Source organism: Micrococcus sp. HG099, assembly GCF_024723355.1.
Classification (GTDB): Bacteria; Actinomycetota; Actinomycetes; order Actinomycetales; family Micrococcaceae; genus Micrococcus; species Micrococcus endophyticus.
The window spans coordinates 1-19574 of sequence record NZ_JANQCJ010000036.1; the positions used below are offsets into that span (position 1 = coordinate 1).

Annotated in this window: 16 protein-coding genes; 1 reads left to right on the forward strand and 15 read right to left on the reverse strand. The window is 69.6% G+C overall.

The window, feature by feature from the left end; all coding sequences use genetic code 11:
- The 11 genes from NWP10_RS05045 to NWP10_RS05095 all read right to left on the reverse strand — a co-directional run.
- The coding region (locus NWP10_RS05045) for a 4a-hydroxytetrahydrobiopterin dehydratase (RefSeq protein ID WP_258300097.1) at positions 1–627 on the reverse strand (627 nt) is incomplete at its 3' end.
- A gap of 61 nt (positions 628–688) precedes the next feature.
- Entirely contained in the window at positions 689–991 is a 303-nt protein-coding gene (locus tag NWP10_RS05050) for a hypothetical protein (protein WP_258300098.1), read from the reverse strand.
- Complete coding sequence (locus NWP10_RS05055; protein WP_258300099.1) at positions 988–1197, reverse strand: hypothetical protein; 210 nt, start codon at positions 1195–1197, stop codon at positions 988–990. Before NWP10_RS05055 ends, NWP10_RS05050 begins: the two co-directional genes overlap by 4 nt.
- A 45-nt stretch (positions 1198–1242) precedes the next feature.
- Complete coding sequence (locus NWP10_RS05060; RefSeq protein ID WP_258300100.1) at positions 1243–3300, reverse strand: DUF262 domain-containing HNH endonuclease family protein; 2058 nt, start codon at positions 3298–3300, stop codon at positions 1243–1245.
- Complete coding sequence (locus tag NWP10_RS05065) at positions 3290–4720, reverse strand: DUF262 domain-containing protein (RefSeq protein ID WP_258300101.1); 1431 nt, start codon at positions 4718–4720, stop codon at positions 3290–3292. The genes NWP10_RS05060 and NWP10_RS05065 overlap by 11 nt, the downstream gene beginning before the upstream one ends.
- Positions 4721–4830: 110 nt before the next feature.
- Positions 4831–5757, reverse strand: a complete 927-nt coding sequence (locus NWP10_RS05070; protein WP_258300102.1) for a GIY-YIG nuclease family protein — start codon at positions 5755–5757, stop codon at positions 4831–4833.
- Between the two features lies 1 nt (position 5758).
- On the reverse strand, positions 5759–9028 hold the full coding sequence (locus tag NWP10_RS05075; RefSeq protein ID WP_258300103.1) for a type I restriction endonuclease subunit R: 3270 nt from the start codon (positions 9026–9028) through the stop codon (positions 5759–5761).
- A 5-nt stretch (positions 9029–9033) separates the two neighbouring features.
- Positions 9034–10287, reverse strand: a complete 1254-nt coding sequence (locus NWP10_RS05080; protein WP_258300112.1) for a restriction endonuclease subunit S — start codon at positions 10285–10287, stop codon at positions 9034–9036.
- Between the two features lie 2 nt (positions 10288–10289).
- Positions 10290–12254: a class I SAM-dependent DNA methyltransferase gene (locus NWP10_RS05085; protein ID WP_258300104.1), complete on the reverse strand. Its 1965-nt coding sequence runs from the start codon at positions 12252–12254 to the stop codon at positions 10290–10292.
- A gap of 38 nt (positions 12255–12292) precedes the next feature.
- A complete protein-coding gene (locus NWP10_RS05090) occupies positions 12293–13450 on the reverse strand; it encodes an ATP-binding protein (protein WP_258300105.1) in 1158 nt (385 codons plus the stop codon).
- 79 nt (positions 13451–13529) lie between these two features.
- On the reverse strand, positions 13530–14396 hold the full coding sequence (locus NWP10_RS05095) for a transporter substrate-binding domain-containing protein (protein ID WP_258300106.1): 867 nt from the start codon (positions 14394–14396) through the stop codon (positions 13530–13532).
- Between the two features lie 161 nt (positions 14397–14557).
- Here NWP10_RS05095 and NWP10_RS05100 point away from each other — a divergent pair, with 161 nt between their 5' ends.
- Positions 14558–15385: a hypothetical protein gene (locus NWP10_RS05100; protein ID WP_258300107.1), complete on the forward strand. Its 828-nt coding sequence runs from the start codon at positions 14558–14560 to the stop codon at positions 15383–15385.
- Between the two features lie 9 nt (positions 15386–15394).
- On the opposite strand, the gene NWP10_RS05105 is transcribed toward NWP10_RS05100, so the two are convergent.
- The 4 genes from NWP10_RS05105 to NWP10_RS05120 all read right to left on the reverse strand — a co-directional run bounded on the left by NWP10_RS05105 (position 15395) and on the right by NWP10_RS05120 (position 19439).
- The gene (locus NWP10_RS05105; RefSeq protein WP_258300108.1) at positions 15395–15670 is read right to left on the reverse strand and encodes a DUF1540 domain-containing protein; all 276 of its coding nucleotides are present in this window, start codon (positions 15668–15670) and stop codon (positions 15395–15397) included.
- Between the two features lie 578 nt (positions 15671–16248).
- Positions 16249–17430 (reverse strand): NAD(P)/FAD-dependent oxidoreductase, encoded by a 1182-nt coding sequence (locus NWP10_RS05110; RefSeq protein ID WP_258300109.1) that lies wholly within the window; start codon positions 17428–17430, stop codon positions 16249–16251.
- Between the two features lie 111 nt (positions 17431–17541).
- Complete coding sequence (locus NWP10_RS05115; protein WP_258300110.1) at positions 17542–18495, reverse strand: WcbI family polysaccharide biosynthesis putative acetyltransferase; 954 nt, start codon at positions 18493–18495, stop codon at positions 17542–17544.
- A gap of 17 nt (positions 18496–18512) precedes the next feature.
- The gene (locus NWP10_RS05120) at positions 18513–19439 is read right to left on the reverse strand and encodes a hypothetical protein (protein WP_258300111.1); all 927 of its coding nucleotides are present in this window, start codon (positions 19437–19439) and stop codon (positions 18513–18515) included.
- Positions 19440–19574: the final 135 nt, after the last annotated feature.

A 19574-nucleotide genomic window follows, 5' to 3' on the forward strand; every position in this document is an offset into this window, starting at 1 on the left:
CCGGTAGCCGGCGCCCTCGAAGGCGTCGAGGCGGTCCCAGTGGTCCGGGAGGTCGGCGGAGACGAGCACCTGGGCGGGGACGTCGGTGGTCGCGTGCGCGGGCGCGGTGCCCGCGAGGACGACGCCTGGGTAGCCGGTGGCCGCACCGGTGCCGCTGGCGTGGAGCGTGCCGCGGAGGGTGCCGGGGATCCAGGTGCCGCGCACACCGTCCATGACGTGCGCGTTCGAGCGGCCGGGCGCCAGGGTGCCGTACGCGGCGAGGGCGTGCGGGGCGAGGACCTCGCTCGCGAGGCGGGCGACGGTGCGGGCCAGGCGGATGTCCCGGGAGGTGGGGGCGCGGACGTCGTGGCTGTGCATGCGCACCGCCAGGCGGCCGTAGGACACGGTGAGGTCCGGGTGGTGGTCGGCAGCCTCGGCCGCCTCCCCGATCCGGTTCGCCAGGGCCAGGGCCGTGGCGAAGTCGCCGGTGGCGTAGGTGACGGCGAGCTCGGGCGGGGTGTCGGCGGGGGTGGCGGCGACGGACCAGCCGGCCAGCTCGGACGCGGCCGCGAGCGCGACGGCGACGTCCGCGGGATCGAGCGGACGCAGGGCCGGTGTGGCGGCGAGGTGGTTCAGGGCTGGCGTCATGGAGCCATGATGCTCGGTGAGGTGCGGGGACGGGGCGCCTGTGCGACGCGGCCGCCGGCGATCACGTGACGAGCCCCGGGTCCGGCGGGTTGCCGTAGGTGCGCAGGGCCGCCCCGTAGGGCAGCGGGAGGCCGTGGCCCTGCGCCCAGCTGACGAGGACCTCGATGGTCTCGGCGACGGTGGTCTCCAGCCGGTGCCAGTCTGGGTCTGCCTCACCGCAGACCGTGGCGGTCCACCAGAGGTCGGTCGCTGGAGCGGGCGAGGCCATCCACTCGACGGCCTCACGGGGCGGTTCGAGGAGCTCGATGGTGCCGGCGGTCCGGTCCGTATCGACGGCGTCGGGGATGCTGCTGCGCGTGCTCATCGGAACATCTTCAGGACGTCGCCCAGGCCGACCGTGGTGCGCCGGTAGACGGCGTTGTAGGCGGCGCGCTTCGGATCGCGCAGCCAGCCCATCCCCTTGCGGCCGTAGCCGGGGATGACCTTGCGCTTGATAGCACGCTTGGCGCGGCCCGTGGTGCGGGCCTTGAAGGACTTCTTCAGGCTGGGCTTGCGGAGACCGATCTTCATGGGGCGAGCCTAACGGGGGCCCTGAGGCCAGATCGTCCCGAGGTGTCAGGGCCGCTTGCCCTGCCACTCTTGGATCACCCGCCGCATGCTGTTCCCGTGCTCCTTGATCTGGGGGACGTCCCAGTCGCCCTCGGCGTGAAGGATGCCGGCCATGAGCTGGAACTTGAGGCTCTGCTCGTCCGAAGAGTACTGCTTCACCTTCGAGACGGGCATCAGGTTGTTCCGCTGGGAGTTCTCGCGTCGGCCCATGATGCACAGGTTCCCGAAACGGTTGACGTCCTCCGCGGTCAAGGCCTCCTGCTCCTCACCCGGAACCACGGGGTAGAAGTGCTCCACCGAGGTTCGGTACCGGAACCGGAAGGCGTCGGCGCGCCGGCGGAGCACCTCCTGTTCGACATCGCTGAGGGGCTCCCGCAGATGTCCCCGTTCCATGGGCGATGTCCGGCCTGCGTCCCAGAGGATGTAGTCCAGGGCGTTGAAGACGAAGTTGGGGACGTTGACGCCGGCATCCCAGGTCTTGTCCGCCTCGTAGGCGCGGAGGCGCTCCCGCGCCAGATCTTCCAGCATGTGCTGGAACGCCACGCCGTCCACACCGTCCACCGGCTGCGCATCCAGCCATCGCAGGATGCGGTACAGGAAGTACTTGGACGTGCGGCGCGTGTCGGTGACCTGGAACATGGCCTGAAGGTTCCGGACGGCGTCCTGGACCTGCGGATCCTGGAAGGTGTTCTTCACACCGAGCCGCCGGCGCGGAGAGCGCTCGCCGGACTCCGTCTCGAGCTTCTGAGCTCGGCTGAGCACCCAGTTCTCCTCGTCCGCCTGTGTTCCCGTCGTCGCCAGAGTCCTGATCACATAGGTGTCCAGCAGAAGGCGCATGCGGAGCAGCGTCACGAGGAAGCGCTGAGACCAGGCCGCGTCGTCTTGGCCGTGCTGGGCGAACTGCTCCAGCAGGGAGCCGTCCTCGAGCCGCACGGCCCCCGTCGAGTCCTGGCCCCACCGCGGCAGGCCGGGCTCGGCCCCCTCACCCTTCTCCTGCATCACGCGCAGCACATGCAGCAGCAAGTTCGGGAAGTCGACGATGGTCCCGTAGGCGCCGGTATCGGCGTCGTCCTGGCGTTGGTCGGACGAGGGCCCGGACTCCACGGCAGTCTGCCCGGCGGCCAGCAGAGCCCCAATGATGGTGCGGGCGCCCGCCGCCGTCGCGGTCTGGCTCGGCGCGAGAGCTGCCCGCAGCGACGCGAAATCCCGCGTGAGGAGGGCCGACCAGGACCTGCCGAAGACGGCGTCTCTTGCCGCCTCACCGCCATCCTTCGGCCGCTCCGTCGAGAACTGGAGCTGGAGGTGGCGGTCCAGAACGGCGCAGGCGTCCCAGACGTGCGCGAACACCTTCCGGTCCGTGGCGTCCTGGAGAGGCCGCATCAATGTGGCCTTCAGGATCTCGTGCTTGGCGAGCTGCTCACCGCGGGTGTTCATCACCTCGAAATAGTGGTTGAGGTCCGTGCCCTTCGGAAGTTCGGTGCGCAGCAACCGGACATGCTTCCAGAGGTACGCGAGGTCGTCGCCGTCGAACATCACCTCCTGATCGTCTGCCGGAGTTTGCTGGTCCATGGCCCGCCTGCAGGCCGCAGCGATCGTCTCGACGGCGACCCCGATGGCGTCCACCTGGAACGACGTCCCGGCTGGGGCGCCCCGACGGCGGAGGGTCGCGAGGTCCTCCCCGGCCTCGGGGCGCCCTTCGTAATCCAGGACGGCCAACGCCCGGGGGTCGAGGACACCGGCACGGATGACACGCTCCGCGACGGCCGTCAGCACCGTCAGCGTGGTCAGGCGCTGCTGCCCGTCGACCACCTCGTCGATCGGCACGCGCTCGGGGGTCGTGGCTCGGTTCACCACCAGCGAGCCGAGGTAGTAGTCGGCCAAGGCTCCCTGCGTATCCGGCTTTTCCGAGCGGAGGCGAGCGCGGCGCACGTCCGTGAGCAGTGTCGAGATCTCGACCTGCGTCCAGGCGTAGGCCCGCTGGTAGACCGGCACCCGGTAGTGCCGGGCGGCGGTGAAGACCTCCTCGATCGTCAGCGCTTCAGGCGAGTGCTTCTCAGTCTGCATCGTGGGCTTCCTCCGTGTCCCAGGGCGTGTCCGAGTAGAGACGCTCCACCGGGGAGGCCTCGTCCACGTACGGCCCGGGGAGGGCCGCCACGCGCCCGGTGACGGCGGCGGGGTCCAGGCTGCTCCTCATCAGGCGGAACAGGTTGACCCGGTCCTCCAGGTCCGGCGCCCCGTGCTGGCCCAGCGCGTGAAGTTCCACGGAGCGCGGGTAGACCCGCATCAACCGCGTTCTCAATGCGAAGGCATGCCGTGCGAGCACGAGAGCGGCGCGCTCGATGTCGTGGTCGCCGAACCGGTCCGCGTAGGCCAGCAGCAGCGCTCCGTAGAGCTCCTGTGTGTAGCGGTAGCCAGCGCCGGTACCGGTGGCCCGGACGAGCCGGGTGATCGTCTGGAATCGCCTGTTCTCACTCCCACGACGGGCGTCGTCCCCGGCAGTCTGCTCCGCGTCCGTCGCGGAGACGCCGAGGGCCCTCGCGAGCCGGGTGTAATGGTGCACCAGGCGGAAGAACATCTCGCCGTCGGTGACGGGCTGGGTCAGCTGGAACGGGAATTCCAGCGGAGGAAGGGCACCGTGCGCGATCAGCGCGGCGTTTCGCCCGTTGTAGTCGTCCACGTGGGCCTTGGCCATGAGAAGCCCGTGCGCCCAGGGCAGTCGGCCGAGGCCCGTCGGCCCCGCGGAGATCCCCTTGAACGCTCCGATCCGGGACGCGGTGAAGCCGTCGCGCGGCAGGGACTCACCGGCGCTCCAGCGGAGGATCGGATAAAGCAGACGCGAGAAGAGATGGTGGATCTCGACCGGCGGGGTAGCTTCCCACTCCCGCACGGCCGCGAGGATCGCCGCCCGGTCCGATGTGGCCTCACCATAGGCGCGGAGGTGGTAGGCCTTCAGCAGGTCGGTGGGCAGGAGCGCCCGGCCGCGGGTGTTCTGCGAGTCGAACATCTGGAAGGCCGCGTCGAGGTCGCTGACGATCAGGCGCACCAGCGTGCAACGGTCCAGGAAGTAGTCCGCGAAGTCCTCGACCTCGGCGCTGTCCCAGGACCGGAATGTCTGCAGGATGAGGCGGTGGTTCTCGACGACGTGGCGCTCCGACACGTCCCGGCGGCCCGGCGGCAGCTCGATGGCGGCCGCGCTGTCCAGGGCCGCACGCTGGTGCTCGGCGCGTTCGGCGGTGTCGCCCAGGACCTCCTGCAGTGCGAGCGCGATCAGGGCGAAGGTCATGTACCGCTGCTGGCCGTCGACGATGTCCAGCCAGCCGTCCTCGGCGTGCACGATCATGGTGCCGATCCGGTAGGACGCGGCCGCACGGAAGCGACGGATGTCCTCGACGAGCTGTACAGCGTTCTTCGTGGACCAGGTGTAGGGACGCTGATATTCGGGGATACGGAGACGAGGGTCGCGCAGTGCGTCCGCGACGGTCATGACGTTCGCGGTCAACGACCCAGAGCGCCCCGTCCCCGGCCCTGGGGCGTCGTTCTGGGCACCCCGCGGATGGTCGACGGCGGCATCCAAGGCGGTCGGCCGCGTCCTCATCAGGCGTCGTCTTCCATGGGCTCCGGCGCGGCCGAGGCGGCCTCGACCTCGCCGAGGGTGCGCCCATCCGGCGCCCGCCATGAGGACGGCCCGCTCATGCTCCCGCCGGCCACGAATCCGGCCGCGGCCGAGGAGCTGGTGAAGGAGACGTCCTCGGTCAGCACCCCATCGGCACCGATGTGGTCGGCGAAGCGCTCCCGGCCCGCTCGGACACCGGGGGGTGCGCTGGGCCGCAGCCCCTCCATGAGGCCGCTGCCCCGCAGGACGACGAACCCGTCCGGCGTCGGGTGTCCCTGGGCTCTGACGCCGTTGACCGTCATGGTGAACAGGGTGCGCTTCGGCTCCGCTTCGGGCGCCTGGGTGGTCCGGCCCGCCGCGGCCGCGGCATGTGAGCCGTCGGCGCTCTCGAAGACGCGGTGCCCCAGGGCGCTGATCAGGAGCTTGGCCTTGTCGGCGTACTCCTCCAGCTCCGCCCTCTTCTCCTGCGTGACGTTGCCCTGGGAGGGTGCCACCGCATTGTCCACGGTGAAGCGCCCGGCCGTGGTGGCCGCCTGGTGGAAGTAGTGCTCCAGGTAGGTCACCTCCGTGGGGCCGAAGGTGTCCCCGAGGGTGGAGAGGAGAATGGCCCGGTTCCAGAAATCGTGCGCCTCCCTCCGGACGTGCTCCCGGATCCTGCCCACCAGGCCGTTGCCGTTGGCCCGCCCGACAGCCTGCCCGACGTAGACGACGTCGCCGCCGGAATCGGCGTCCTGCCCCAGCAGCAGGTACACACCGGTGCCTTCGAACGCCTCGGGATGTCCGTCCGCGTTGAGGCTGGTGCGTGGCACCACATAGACGAGGCCCGTCCAGTTGTCGAGGGTGCACTTCAGTCGACCGGTGGGTGCACCGTCCATCAGGAAGACCTGCAGTGTCTTGGGATGTGCCATCTCAGTTCCCCTTCCGGACGCGCGACGGCGTCGCGCTCGCCCTCTCATCGACGGAAGTGCCCTGCAAAAGGGCCGTTTCGTCAGCGAAAACGGCGGACCGTCCATGAGCAACATCCACCGGCCCAGCCCCCTTGCTCCGCACCTTCCAGTACAGGTACTCCCCGATCGCGGCAACGATCATCTTGGACGGGTCCCCGCCCCTGCCCACGATGTCCGTCATCTTCGCGAAGGCGTCCTCATTCGCGTACACGGCGCCCATCGCTGACCGTTCCAGGTTCGGGCTCGCCAGGAACTGTTCCAGCGAGTTCGCTCCGGCCTGCCCGAGCAGCTTCTCGTCCTCCATGAGCGGCGCCACGAGGGCACTGACCCACGCCTCCTGCTGGGACGGTGAGGCATCCACGCCTTCACCGGCGAAGATCTCGTTGATCTTCTCGATCACTTCCTCCAACGGCCCGCGCTGCTTCTCACGCACCTGCCCGCCTCCCACAGCAGTGGTCCCCTTCAGCGCGGCCCCACCGGTCAGCCCGATGTCCCCCGAGGACGTCTTCTTCTGCCGGATGCTCACCAGCTGCACATCGCTCAGGTCGATCAGCTCCTCACCGCCGGGCTGATCGCCCACGAGCTGCACCAGGTGCCGCAGGAACAGCGCCCGCTTGTAGTGCTCGGTGTCCCCGAACTCGTAGATCTGGGAGAGGAAGTCGTAGAGGCTGACGAAGGACCGCATGTCCTTGCGCACCAGCACGAGCTCGTTCACGCGCGTCTCGTCCTGGTTCATCCGCGCATGCGCCAGCTCCTTGCGGAACCGGTACGCCACGGGCTCCAGCGCGGCCTGCAGGCCCTCCTGCCCGCTCCCCGGCTTCCACGCCACCCACACCTCGGCGAACGCGTCGACCTCGTCCCAGTCGTACACGCCCGCGGCGTCGAGCTTCGTCCCCAGGTCATGGATCAGGTTCGGGTCCGTCACCGTCTCCAGCTTCGCGCCGGCGTAATACGGCTCGAAGGCGGCCTGGATGTCGTCTTCGGAGTTCACGAAGTCCAACACGTAGGTGGTGTCCTTGCCGGGCGCCGCGCGGTTCAGGCGCGACAGCGTCTGCACGGCCAGCACGCCGGAGAGCTTCTTGTCCACGTACAGGGCGCAGAGCTTCGGCTGGTCGAAGCCGGTCTGGTACTTGTTGGCCACGATCATCACCTGGTAGCCGTCCCCGTCGAACGCCTTCGCCAGGTCGCCGGTCACGGACGGGTTCATGGACCGCTCGGTGACCTTCTCGAGCCCGAAGTCGTCGTCGGTGATCTCCCCGGAGAAGGCCACCAGCGTGCCCACGTCCGTGTACCCCATGTCCTGGATGTACTGGTCCATCTGGCGCTTGTACCGGACGGCGGCGGCGCGGGAGTCGGTGACCACCATGGCCTTGGCCTGCCCGTCGAGCAGTCCGGCCACGTTGGCGCGGAAGTGCTCCACGATGATCTTGACCTTCTGCGCGATGTTCGTCGGGTGCAGCTTGACCCACCTCATGAGCTTCTTGCTCGCCTCGGTCTGGTCCACTTCGGTGGTCGACTTCCCGACGGCGGCCCGGTCCCCTTCCGGACGGAACTCGCCCTTCTGCCCGGCCAGGGCCAGCTTGAAGGCGGTGTCGTAGTTGGTGAAGTTCTTCAGCACGTCGAGGATGAACTCCTCCTCGATGGCCTGCTGCATGGTGTACCGATGGAAGGAGGCCGGGATCTCCTGGCCCTTCTCGTCGTACTCGCCGGAGGGGCGGCCGAACATCTGCAGGGTCTTGTCCTTCGGGGTGGCGGTGAAGGCGAAGAAGCTGATGTTCTGCGGGCGTCCGGTGGCGGCGACCTCGGCGGCGAGGATGGACTCGGTGTCCGCCTCTCCGCCGTCTTCGAGGTCGGCCTGCTCGTCCGGGGTGAGGACGCGCTTAAGCTTGGCGGCGGCGGAGCCGGTCTGGGACGAGTGCGCCTCGTCCGCGATCACCGCATAAGTGCGGCCGGCCAGGGTGGAGTCGCCCTTGAGCAGCTCGAGGACGGCCGGGAAGGTCTGCAGCGTCACCACGATGATCCGGTTGCCCTGCAGCAGCGTCTGCTTCACCAGGGCGGACTTGCTGGTCACGTCCCCGCCCAGGTTCTTCCGGTCCACGGCCACGACCGTGCCGGAGGTGCGCTCGATCTGCCGCACGGCCTCTTGCAGCTGGTCATCCAGCACGGTGCGGTCGGTGACCACGATGACCGAGTCGAACACCCGCTGCTCGTCCACTCCGTAGGTGGAGAGCAGGCGGTGGGCGGTCCAGGCGATGGTGTTGGTCTTGCCGGAGCCGGCGGAATGCTCGATCAGGTAGGACTTGCCGGCGCCCTCCTCACGGACGGCGGCGAGCATTTTCGAGACGGCCTCCCACTGGTGGAAGCGCGGGAAGATCAGCGTGGACTTCCGGCGCGAGCGGCCGTGCTCGTCCTCCACGGTCTCCTTCTTGAGGAAGACGAACTTCTGGAGGATCTCGAGCCAGGTGTCCCGCTGCAGGATCCGCTCCCACAGGTAGGCCGTGGAGGAACCGCCGTTCGGGTTGAGCGGGTTGCCGGCGTGGCCGTCGTCGCCCTGGTTGAAGGGCAGGAAGAAGGTGCTCTTTTCGGCCAGCTCGGTGGTCATCCAGACCTCGCGGTTGGAGACGGCGAAGTGGACCACGGCGCGGGTGCCGAACCCGAACAGCGGTGTGGCCTTGGGGTTGCGATCGCGGTATTGCTTCTTCGCGTGGCCGATGGACTGGGTGGAGTCGGTCTTCAGCTCGATCGTCGCCATGGGCAGGCCGTTGACGAAGAGCACCAGGTCCACGGACTCGGATTCGTGCGCCCCGGTGAAGTGGACCTGACGCGTCACGCGCAGCCGCATGCGCTGATAGGAGGCGACGGCGGCCGGGTTCAGGTTCGTGGCCGGCCGCGGCTCGGCCATGCGCAGGGTGGCGGAGGTGCCGACCTTGAAGCCCTTGCGGAGCACGTTGAGGGTGCCGCCGACGCCGGTGTCCTGCGGCTTGTTCAGCACGTCGATCAGGCGGGTGGTGATCTGGTCCCGTTGCGCCTGCTGAGCCGAGGCCGGAGCATCGGCCTTCACGAGACGCCCGTAGTCCTCCGGCTGGTTCTCGGCCAGCCAGGCGTGGACGTCCTCCGGGAAGATCGCGTTCTTGCGGTCGTAACCGTCATCGTTGGCCGAGTAGAGCCAGCCGTGCCTCTCCAGGTATTCGCAGATGAAGGTCTCGAGCTCGCTCTCGTTGTGGATGGCCATGGCGGTCAGTCCTCCGTGGGGATCTCGATCTGGCCGGTGACGGCGGCGGTGATCAGCGCGGCGCGCCGCTCCTGAGCGAGCTCGATGAACCGCTCCGCCTTGGCGATGAGCGCGTCGATCTTCGCGGTCTCGCGGTCGAGGTGGTCAGCGATCTCGCGCTGCTCCTCGAGGGGTGGCACAGGGAACACCTCTGAAAGGAACGACACCATGTCGAGGTTCTGGATGCCCGTAGTCTGGTTCACCGACTTCCAAGTGAGACCGGACGTATACGCACCGTTGAGGGCATAGAGCCAGAAACGCTGGTGCTGCCCCGTGGCAAGCCTCAGACGCACGATGAAGTTGGCAAAGATCGACTCTTCGTCAGACTCGTAGCTGACCACGAAACCCACCGGGTTGATGCCCGTGCCGCCCGACTTCTCCATCAGGAGATCGCCACGCCGAAGCGCCGCTTTGGCCCTCTCTGACGGAGTAACGCTGCGGATCGTCGGCGCCGTTCCAACGCTCAGGGTGGGGCGGTCAAAGTCTGCAACCCGCACGACTCGCACGTCGGTGCCATCGCCGACCTCATCAGAGCCCCAATAGCCGGATTGCACATCGGTCAAGATGCGCTTAACCGGTAACTCCGACCAGTGTGCAGGTATGTCCTTGAGCCACGAGGATGAGGACTCTCCACGGTCTCCCTTCGTCTGCATCCCTGACGTGGCCGCGACGATGGCCGTTGCGCGACGACGGCGCAGGCCCGCGACGAGGCCCCGCTGTTTGTCGATCAGGGCGTCGATCGTGGCGGTCTCGCGGTCGAGGTAGTCGGCGATTCGTGCCTGGTCTGACTCGTTATCCACGGGGATCGACAGAGTGGACACCCACTCAGCAGTTACTCGGCGCAGATTCCCCACTCCCTGCAGGACGGTCTCTCCCTCACTGAGGACCGGCTGCGTTCGAAGGAAGTAGGCAAGATACCTGGGTTCGATTTCACGGGGCCGGAGCACATGCACCTCAGTCGTGGCGAGTCCTGCCGCTGTCGGCAGGTCATCAGCCACGAACACGCGGCCAGCCTCGAACGTCGGAGTGATCTTGGGCATCACCACGTCGCCACGACGCAAGACGGTGTATCCCCCCGTGTTCGCCGGTTTGGTGAACTCGTACCGGCGCCGACCGTCCGGCCAGACCGCTTCGAGGGGAAGGAAGGTGACCTCATCGTCCCCCAAGCCACGCAACTCGGGAACAGGTGGATTGACTTGAGCGACGCGGCGCAGTTGCATGCTCACCGCTCGACCTCCTGCAGCAGCTCGATGATCTCGGCCGTGAGCTGCTTGAGCTCGGCGTCGATCTCCTCGAGCGGGCGTGGCGGCACGTACTTATAGAACAGCCGGGTGAAGGGGATCTCGTAGCCGATCTTCGTCTTGGACTCGTCGATCCAGGCGCCGGGCACGTGGGGGGCCACCTCGGCTTCGAAGTACTCGTGGATGTCCCGGCCAAAGGGCACGAGTTCCGTGTCCCGCAGCGAGGTGTCCGGCTCCGGCTCGCCCTTCTTGTTCGTCACCACCTCCGCCTCGGGATCGTGCACGCCGATCGCCCCGGTTAGGGCCTTCACCAGCGGGGCGCCGGCGGTCACGTTGTGTTCCTTCAGCGCCTTCTTCAGTTCCAGCACGAAGGTGGGCTGGTGGTCCCAGACCCGGCCACGCAGGGAGGCGAGGGCGGTCTCGAGAGCTGACCGGCCGTCGTCGGGAAGCTTGTCCACCGGCTTGGTGGCGAGCGCCGCCGCGATGGTGGCGTCCTCCACCTCGAAGCGCAGCTGCAGCGGGCGCTCCACGGTGATCTCCCGGTAGCCGAAGTCCTGCGCGGTGAGGACCTTGGAGAACTCGGCGTTGGCCTCGGACTGGGCGTCGAAGTCTCGGTAGATGTCGAGCACGCGCTGGCGGTCTGCCTTGGACAGCTCCTTGTTCTTCGAGCCCACGTTGCGGCGCAGCTTGGTGAAGAACGTGCGGGCGTCGATCAGCTGCACCTTGCCGCGGCGCTCTGCCGACTTGTTGTTGTCCAGCACCCACACGTAGGTGGCGATGCCGGTGTTGTAGAACATGTCCGTGGGCAGCGCGACGATCGCATCCACCAGGTCCGACTCCAGCAGCCAGCGCCGGATCTCGGACGGGCCCGAGCCGGCCCCGCCCGTGAACAGCGGGGAGCCGTTGAGGACGATGCCGGCCCGGCCCCCGCCCTCCGAGACCGGGCGGAGCTTCGAGGCCACGAGCTGGAGGAACAGCATCTGGCCGTCGCTGATGGCGGGGGTGCCGCCCGGGAAACGGTTCGTGGCGCCACCGGCGGCGATCTCCTTCTCCACCGCGGTGCGGGAGGCCTTCCAGTCGCCGCCGTAGGGCGGGTTGGAGAGGACGTAGTCGAAGCGCTCAGTCAGGTGGGCGTCGTTCTTGAGGGTGTCCCCACGGGCGATGCCGTCCGCGTCCTGGCCCTTGCCGAGCAGCTCGGACTTGCAGATCGCATAGGACTGGTCATTGAGCTCCTGCCCGAACAGGCGGACCTCCGCGTTCGGGTTCATGGCGCGCAGACGCTCGTCCAACAGGGACAGCATGCCGCCGGTGCCGGCCGTGGGGTCATAGACGGTGCGGACCGGGTAGCCGGTGAGGACGTCGTCGTCGTTGGCAGTGAGCAGGTCCACAAGGAGCTTCACCGCGTCGCGCGGGGTGAAGTGCTCACCGGCGGTCTCGTTGGAGGCGGCGGCGAAGCGGCGGATCAGGTCCTCGAAGAGGGTGCCCATCTCCGCGTTGGAGACGGTCTCCGGGGAGAGGTCGATGGAGGCGAACTGCTGCAGGACCAGGAAGAGGCGGTCATGCTCGTCCAGCTTGGCGACCGTCTTGTCGAACTCGTAATAGGTGAACAGGTCCGCCACGTTCTGGGAGAACCCGTCCACGTAGGCCAGCAGGTTCGTGCGGAGCAGGTCCGGCTCCTGCAGGATGCGGTCCAGGGTGAAGGGGCTGAGGTTGTAGAATGTCAGGCCCGTGCGGGACTGCACCAGGTTGTCCAGGACGAAGTCCGGATGCCCCTTGGCCGCCAGCTCCGCGAAGAACTCCCGGTGCTGGGCCATGACCGCCTCCATGCGGCGCAGGATGGTGAGCGGAAGGACGAGCGTGCCGTACTGGTTCGGCTTGAACACGCCCCGGAGCTGATCCGCGATCCCCCACACGAAGTTCGAGAGGTTCTGGGGAGAGGTGGGCATGGCGTCGTGTTCCTTCGTCAGATGGGATGGCGGGCAGATCAGTTGTTCAACGCGAGGTGCGCGGCATGGTCGCGGAGGTACTGGCGGAGCTCCGGTGTGGCAAAGCGCCACCGGCCGTCGTCGCCGACCTGGACCATGCCCGCACTCTCCAGGCGGCGGCGATACACCGCGAGATAGTTGGTGGCCCTGCCGATCCGCGCGGCGATTGCCCCGGGGCTGCTCGGTCCCTCGTCCTGGCACATCGCCACGAGGATCGTACGGTCCACGTCGGAGAGGTCCTGCAAGGCGGGCGCATGGACCAGATTCCCGATCTTCCTCCGAGCGACAGCGATGCCCTGGGCCGCATGGTCCGCCGTGATCGTGCCTTCCCGGCCGATGCGCCACACGTGATACCCGACCAACTGGATCATGAACGGATAGCCGCCCGTCGCTTCGGCACAGGTCTGCGCGACCTCGGGCGCCCATGACCGCTCGAAGTCCGCGACGGTCATCTCGAACGCCTCCTGCACCAGGTCCACGTCCACCGCGCCGAGGTCGAGTCGTTCAGCCCGGCGGAGGAATGTGCTGACGCGTGGCCGCTGGGCGTTGTCCGCGATCATCTGGTCGACCGCCTGCGGGATCCCGGCCATGACGAGGACGATCTCGGCCTCGTCCCGGATGAGGTGCTGCACCACGGCAGCCAGCTGATCGAGCTCGTCCGATCCGATGGTGTGGATCTCGTCCACGGTGATCATCACACCGGCGCCCTGGAGCAGCGGGGCACCGAGCAGTCTTGTGAGCTCCTGGCGGAGTTCGAAGGGGTCCTGGGGCGGAGGGGCGAACGTGGCACCGGCCTGCCATCCCCCCGGCAGCCCGTAGGTCCGCCCGACGATCTCGGTGGGATCCTCGACGCCGGCAGCGATCCGTTCCCGACGCGCGGCGCGCGCGAGTCGGTCGATCATTCCGGACGTCGCCGTCTCGTCCAGCACGACCCACTTACGGTCACGCGCGATGGATCCCATCTTCGTCAAGAGGACGGTCTTGCCCACACCGCGGGCACCCGTCACGAACTGCAGGCGACCCGGAGCTCCCGGCCCGTCCTCGAGGGCGTCACGGAAGTCCTCGAGCACCTGTCCACGACCCACGAGGACAGGAGGCGTCGAACCGGCTGACGGCTTGAACGGATTCGGCACGCGGACTCTCCCGGCTGGCGACATGACAGGTCGTTTGCGAGTTTTGCAGGTTTTGCAGGTTTTGCAAGGGAGATGCGCTCGAGAGTCCGGCCCCGCCCTGCCGTCACCCCTCCAGCCCGAGCTCCACGTCCCCGACCCACGGCTCCGCGAATCCTTCGTACGTCCCGTCCTTCAGTGCGATGGCCAGCCACTGGTCCACGTAGTGCTTGAACACCTCGTCGCCCTGCGGGAGGATGTACCCCTTCTGGAAGTAGTCGAAGGGCTCGTCCGGGTTCGCGGCGCACAGCTCGGGGTGCTCGTGGTCGATGTAGAGGACCTCGGAGCGGTCTGTGGTCATCACGTCCGCTTCGCCGGCCGCGAGCGCGTCGAACACCGTGAGGTTGTCGTGCGTCAGCAGCTCGCCCTGGGGGTAGTGCTCCCGGGCGAACTTCTCGTTGGTGCCGCCCTCCGGGAAGATCGACCGCACGCCCGGCCGGTTGATCTCCGCCACGGTGTCGTACTTCTCCACGTTCTCGCAGCGGGTGATCGGCGTCTTGCCGTCCTCCTGGGTGGGGACGGTGAAGTACACCTGCTCTGCGCGCTCCGGGTTCAGGGAGATGCCCCCGACGGCGACGTCGCACTTCCCCGCCGTGTAGTCGTCCATGAGCGTCTTCCAGCTGGTCTTCACGAACTCCGGCTCCACGCCCATGGTCTCGGCGAGATCGCGGGCCATGTCCACGTCGATGCCCTTCCACTGGCCGCCCTCAGTCTGCTCCGTGAAGGGCGGGTAGTCGCCGGTGGAGCAGACACGCAGCGTGCCGGCCTCCTTGATGCGTGTGAGCGCGGAGTCGGCGGCAGGTGCATCGGATGCCTCGGCGGATTCCGACGACGACGACGGCGCAGCGGCCTGGCCGCACCCGGCGAGGGTGAGCGTCAGGGCGACGCCGAGGGCCGCCGTCGTGAGTCGGTAGCGGGTAGGGCGGAAGGTCATGATCGGCTGGCTCTCTCGACGACGGCATGTGAGTCCCGTCACCGTAGCCCAGCACCATGCACCCCAACCGCCCCGCACCCGATAAATACACAACACTCGCCTTGCGTATCTCACTGAGGTGTGCCTTACTGGTTCTCGGACCCCCCGCCGGAAGGACCCCCATGGCCCACGCCTCCATGCACCCCGCCCATCCGCTGCCGCCCGTGGCGCCCCGTCGCCTGCTGCTGGCCCAGCGGCTGCTCCGCGGCGAGGGCTCCGTCGAGGTCACGGCCTTCCGCGCCGGCGAGACGCTCACGACGGCCGTCCACGGCGTGAGCGCGGACGGCCGCCTCGTGGTCGCCCACGTCCCCAACCTCCTCGGCTCGCTCGGCGCGTTCCACACGCCCGCGCCGCTGGACGTGCGCGTGGACGTCCTGCGCGACGCCCTGGACCTCACGCTCCCCACCCGCCTGGCGTCCGTGCATCTGCTCGGCACCCTGCGCTGGTGCCGGGACTCGGCCGAGGTCGCGGAGCTGGGACTGCGCGGTCGCGTCGCGGACCTCGTGGCCGACGTCGGCCCGCGGGTGCGCGTGGGCGTCATCGAGACCCAGCGGATCCTGCTGCACGACGTCGACGGCGTCGCCGTGTTCTGCCGCCACACCCTGCCGCTCACGTCGCGCGGACTCGTCGACCAGGTCGAGCTCGCGGACCTGGCGGACGACGTGCTGGGCACCGCCCCCGAGGTGCTCGCGGACCTGGCCGACGCCGTCGCCCTGGGTCTGCTACCGGGCGAGAGCACCCCGTTGCAGGTCGGCACCGAACCCCGGTCCGAGTCCCCCGCCCACGCCCTGGACGCGGACGAAGCCGGGGTGACCCTGCTGCGCGTCCGCGACGGCGAGACCACCGCGGTGCACGTGGCCCTGCCTGATGCGGGCCGACTCGACCACAGCCCCCGGCACGCCTGGCGGCGACTGCTGGACGCGATCCCGGCGCGGGTCGCCCACCCCTGAGGGGCGTCGTCAGTCGATCGTGTAGGTGGCGCAGGTGGCCACGTCCGTGACCTCGATGCCCTTGGCGGTGCAGGCGAGGTCGGCGTTGTAGGTGCACTCGAGGCGATGGCACGCACCGACGGTCGAGGTGCCCTCGGTCACCGGGCGGCGGACGTCCAGCTGGACGAAGGTGCCGCAGCCGGGCGTGCGGTCGGAGCCGGCGACGGTGATGGCCAGGGCGTTGCAGGACGTCTCGGCATTGAAGGCGCAGGCACTGGCGGCGCAGGAGCTGACGGTGGCGGTCATGGTAGGTCCTTCCGGTTCGGGCCCGCCCCGGACTGGGACGGTGCTGCTGGAATCGAGATTACCCCGGCCCACGAATAGCACAAGAGGGGTGAGACTTAGTCCATAGAGGATTAGCGCAAATGAATTTTGCGCATTGTCGCGTGCCGTATGGACCGACGTCGTGCCCGCCCCTACCCGGAATCTTCTGCATCTCTGGCCCTTCTGGCGACCACGCGCCCACTCAGAAGGGTCAGATGCGCCGACGATCCGCCGTCCTCGCCTCCTGAGCAGCCCGCAAGATCGCCCTCATGGCCGCCGTCGGAGAGGGCCACCCGTTCAAGCACCGCCTCCTGGCCGCGGCATCCGGCCTGGCCCAGCCGAAGTACCCCATGGGCGCGATGAGCACCTATCGGACGAGGCCCTCCTGCGCGCCCGGGACGAGCGCGTGGGCGTCGACACCGCGGCCAAGCGGTGCGACACGCCGCCGTTTCCCGAACGAAAACGCTCGGCGGGCCGGCGTCGTCATCCGGATCGGGCCGGGGCGCCCCGCGAGGGACAGCACGTCCGCCGCACGTGTCGCGTCGGCGAGAACGCTGGGCTCAGACCTTCCCCTTGAGCAGTCGGTGCCAGTAGATCCGGGGCTGGCCGAACCGGTCGAAGGCCGCCGTGCTCTTCCGCGGCTTCGTCAGGTCTACGCCGGGGATCGACCGGTCCTCGGAGCCGTCGCGGACGTGCTCGTCCAGGACCAGCTCGTCCCGGCTGACCATCACGGGGATCACGGTGTAGCCGTCGTACTTCTGGAGTGGCTTCCCCGCGTCCGCGGCCTGGATGTTCTGGGCCAGGACCTTGACCTGCCGCCGCAGGGCACCGCCGGAGGACCGTGTGCCCAGGGCGGCGGCGTCGCCCAACGCCCACACGTGCGGGTGCACGGGATGCCGCAGGGTCGCGGGATCCGCGGCCGCCAGGCCGGCCTCGCCGTCGTCCGCCAGGCCCGCCTCGGCGATGAACTCCGGGGCCCGCACCACGGGCGTGATGTACGCGGCCGCGACGTCGGTGATCCGCTCACCGGTGTTGAGCACCACCTCGCGGGCCTCGTGGTCCACGGCGTTCACCTCTGCGTCGGCGTGCACACGGATGCCGTACCTCGCCACGGCCTCGGCCAGAGCGGGGTCGATGGTCTGCCGGTCCAGGATCCGGCCGTACGGGGTCACCAGGTGGACATCCACGTCCGGCAGGATCCCCGTGCGCTCCCACGCCGCGCAGGCCAGGAACAGCGCCTTGAGCACGGTGCCGCCGCACGAGGAGGGCTCAGCCGGCACATTCGCCACCACACGGTCCCCCGCGGCCACACGCGACAGCAGCGCCCGGGCGGCGTCCACGTGCTCGGGCACGTGCGCACTCGCCGCCCATCCGGCGGCGTAGGCCTCACGCAGCCCGTCGATCGCACCCCACCACGGGGTCAGCCCCGGGCAGAGCACGAGGTGGCGGAAGCCCACGGTCAGCCCGGTGCTCGTCACCGCGGTCCGTTCCTCGGCGTCCACGGCCACGACGTGGTCCGGGATCCATTCGACCCCGTCCGGGATGACGGCCCGCATCGGCCGTTCGAACCGGGCCATGTCCGCCTGCCCGCCCGCCGCGTAGTTCAGCATCGGCCGGTAGCGGTGCAGCTGTTGGCCGTCGGCGATGGCGACCCGACCCTGCCGCTTCCGCCGCAGTGCGGCGGCCAAGGACACGCCGGCGTTGCCGCCGCCGACGATCAGGATGTCGTACTGCTCGGTCACGTGGTCCTCCGTGGGGTGACGGGGTCAAGGGAACGGTACGACCGCCCCCGCAGACGTGCTCCGCGGCAGACGGGACGTGCCGCCCATCCTCCACTGGGGGCGGGGCCGGCGCTAGGCCGCGAGGCCCAGCAGCCGCAGCTGGTCGGCGTACTTGCGCATCCCGACCTCCACGGCCTGCGGGTTCTGCGCGTACCAGTCCAGGTGGGTCTGTCGCAGCTGCTCGGCCGGGATGGTCTCGCCGCCCACGGTCCAGTCCTCGGTCGGCTCGGCGTCGAGGTCGAGGGCCTCCACCACGACCGCCTCGAGGGGCGCGCGCACCCCGCCGAGGAGCACGCGGGAGGCGGGCACGGGCTGGACGGCGACGTTGCCCGGCAGGCGCTCGGCCACGCGCTCGGCCACGCGGGTCAGCACCGTGTTGGTCGGGTGGTTCACGGTGTGGAAGCCGACGCCCCGCTCCGCCGCCACGAGGTCCGCCATGGACAGCGTCCCCTTCACCTCCTCCCGCGCCCGCAGCGCCTGCACGGACGCGGCCGCGGCCTCGCGGATCGCCGCCGGCGCCACCTCCCGACGACGGCCCGTCGCCGCCTCGGCCAGCACGCGCAGGTCGTGGTACGGCACGACGGGCGGGTCCTCACCCGGCCGCTCGGCCGCCCCGGGCGCGAACTTCCAGTTGCGGAGGGTGACCTGCCAGGGGAAGCGCGAGACGTCGTACACCACGGGGATCCGCACCACGGCGGCGTCCTTCGGCAGCCGGGCCACGAGCTGGTCCGTGCCGATGGGCATGCCCCGGTAGTCGTGCGGGATCGGCTGGGTGACCAGCGCCTTCACGCGCGGCAGCAGCCGCTCCAGGTGCTCGACCTCGTCCGGCTGGGCCTCGAAGGCCGGTGGCACGCGGACGCTCACCAGGTCCGCCCCGTGCAGCGGTGTACCGGGCTCCCCGCCGAGCAGCCGCCGGTACGACTCGCCCTGGCAGTTGCCCCACACCAGGAGCAGGTCGCCCTCGGGCAGGTCCTCGAGCCCGTAGAAGTGGCCGTAGTGCCGGCGTCGTCCCTCGTCCTCGTGCACGCCTGCGTCCTCTCTCCTCAGCCGTCCTGGCGACGGATCCAGTCGACGCCCGTCTTCCCGAACCACCAGGCCAGGAACGCGGAGAGCGCCGCGATGCCCATGCCCACCGTGGCGTCCGAGCCGCGCCCGTCCTCCAGGTACTCCATGATCACCGCGACGCTCGCCACGAAGAACAGTGCGGCGCCCAGCGCGATCCCCACCATGGCCGTGCCCGCGAGCTTCCAGCCCACGCCGCCCCCGCGCGCGGCCGGTGCCGCGGACGCTGCGACGGGTGCCGGCGCGGGCGGCGCCCACCGGTGCGCGCCCGCGGGCGGCACGGACGGCTCCGTGCCGTGGCGCCGGCGCAGGGACTCCGGGATGATCGGCTCGTCCGGGATGGGCGGCGCCGCCTCGCTCCAGAGTCGGCGCACGGTGCCCCGCCCGCTCTGACGGGCGAGCGCCAGCACCACCTCGGCGGTCCGCACGGCCTCCGACCCGGCGCCGGCCGGGCGGGCGCCGTCGGGGACGCCGAGGGCCTGGGCCGCGGTCGCGATCCGGGGCGGGTCGACGTCCGGGCAGAGACGGCCCACCAGGGCCAGGGCGTCCCGCCACTCGTGTTCCTGCGGCATCCCGCCGGTCGCGCGGGTGGCCGCCTCGTACGCGCCCCGGTCCCGGTCCGCCCCAGACGCCACGAACGGCAGGTGCTCCCCCAGCAGGTCGAGCTGGGCGGCCACCTCGGGCCACTCCGGAGCGTCGGCGACGGCGGCCTCGTCCACCCCGTGCAGCTGCGTGTGCAGGCGGGAGAACGACGTCGGGCCGGTCGGCGGGCGCACGGGCCACCGTTCGGCGGCGACGATCTCGCCGCCACGCACGAGGGCCATGTCCACGGCGCACACGGACGCCGGGTCGGCCCCCGCGGTGTGGATCTCCACGGCCACGAAGTCCAGTTCGTCCAGCTCGCTCATCGGTCCTCCCGTGTTCCGTCCTGTCCGCGATTGTGCCAGCCCCGCCCCGCGGGCACCGGCCCGCTCAGCCCCAGCCGCCCCACCACGCCTCGAGGTCCGGCACGGCGGCCACGGGCGCCCAGCCCAGCCGGGAGG

Excerpts from the sequence above, each read along its gene's own strand:
- NWP10_RS05075 (WP_258300103.1), bottom strand. The coding sequence starts at position 9,028 with ATGGCCATCCACAACGAGAGCGAGCTCGAGACCTTCATCTGCGAATAC.
- NWP10_RS05050 (WP_258300098.1), bottom strand. The coding sequence starts at position 991 with ATGAGCACGCGCAGCAGCATCCCCGACGCCGTCGATACGGACCGGACC.
- NWP10_RS05070 (WP_258300102.1), bottom strand. The coding sequence starts at position 5,757 with ATGGCACATCCCAAGACACTGCAGGTCTTCCTGATGGACGGTGCACCC.
- NWP10_RS05095 (WP_258300106.1), bottom strand. The coding sequence starts at position 14,396 with ATGACCTTCCGCCCTACCCGCTACCGACTCACGACGGCGGCCCTCGGC.
- NWP10_RS05065 (WP_258300101.1), bottom strand. The coding sequence starts at position 4,720 with ATGACCGTCGCGGACGCACTGCGCGACCCTCGTCTCCGTATCCCCGAA.
- NWP10_RS05080 (WP_258300112.1), bottom strand. The coding sequence starts at position 10,287 with ATGCAACTGCGCCGCGTCGCTCAAGTCAATCCACCTGTTCCCGAGTTG.
- NWP10_RS05060 (WP_258300100.1), bottom strand. The coding sequence starts at position 3,300 with ATGCAGACTGAGAAGCACTCGCCTGAAGCGCTGACGATCGAGGAGGTC.
- NWP10_RS05090 (WP_258300105.1), bottom strand. The coding sequence starts at position 13,450 with ATGTCGCCAGCCGGGAGAGTCCGCGTGCCGAATCCGTTCAAGCCGTCA.
- NWP10_RS05055 (WP_258300099.1), bottom strand. The coding sequence starts at position 1,197 with ATGAAGATCGGTCTCCGCAAGCCCAGCCTGAAGAAGTCCTTCAAGGCC.
- NWP10_RS05100 (WP_258300107.1), top strand. The coding sequence starts at position 14,558 with ATGGCCCACGCCTCCATGCACCCCGCCCATCCGCTGCCGCCCGTGGCG.
- NWP10_RS05105 (WP_258300108.1), bottom strand. The coding sequence starts at position 15,670 with ATGACCGCCACCGTCAGCTCCTGCGCCGCCAGTGCCTGCGCCTTCAAT.
- NWP10_RS05085 (WP_258300104.1), bottom strand. The coding sequence starts at position 12,254 with ATGCCCACCTCTCCCCAGAACCTCTCGAACTTCGTGTGGGGGATCGCG.
- NWP10_RS05120 (WP_258300111.1), bottom strand. The coding sequence starts at position 19,439 with ATGAGCGAGCTGGACGAACTGGACTTCGTGGCCGTGGAGATCCACACC.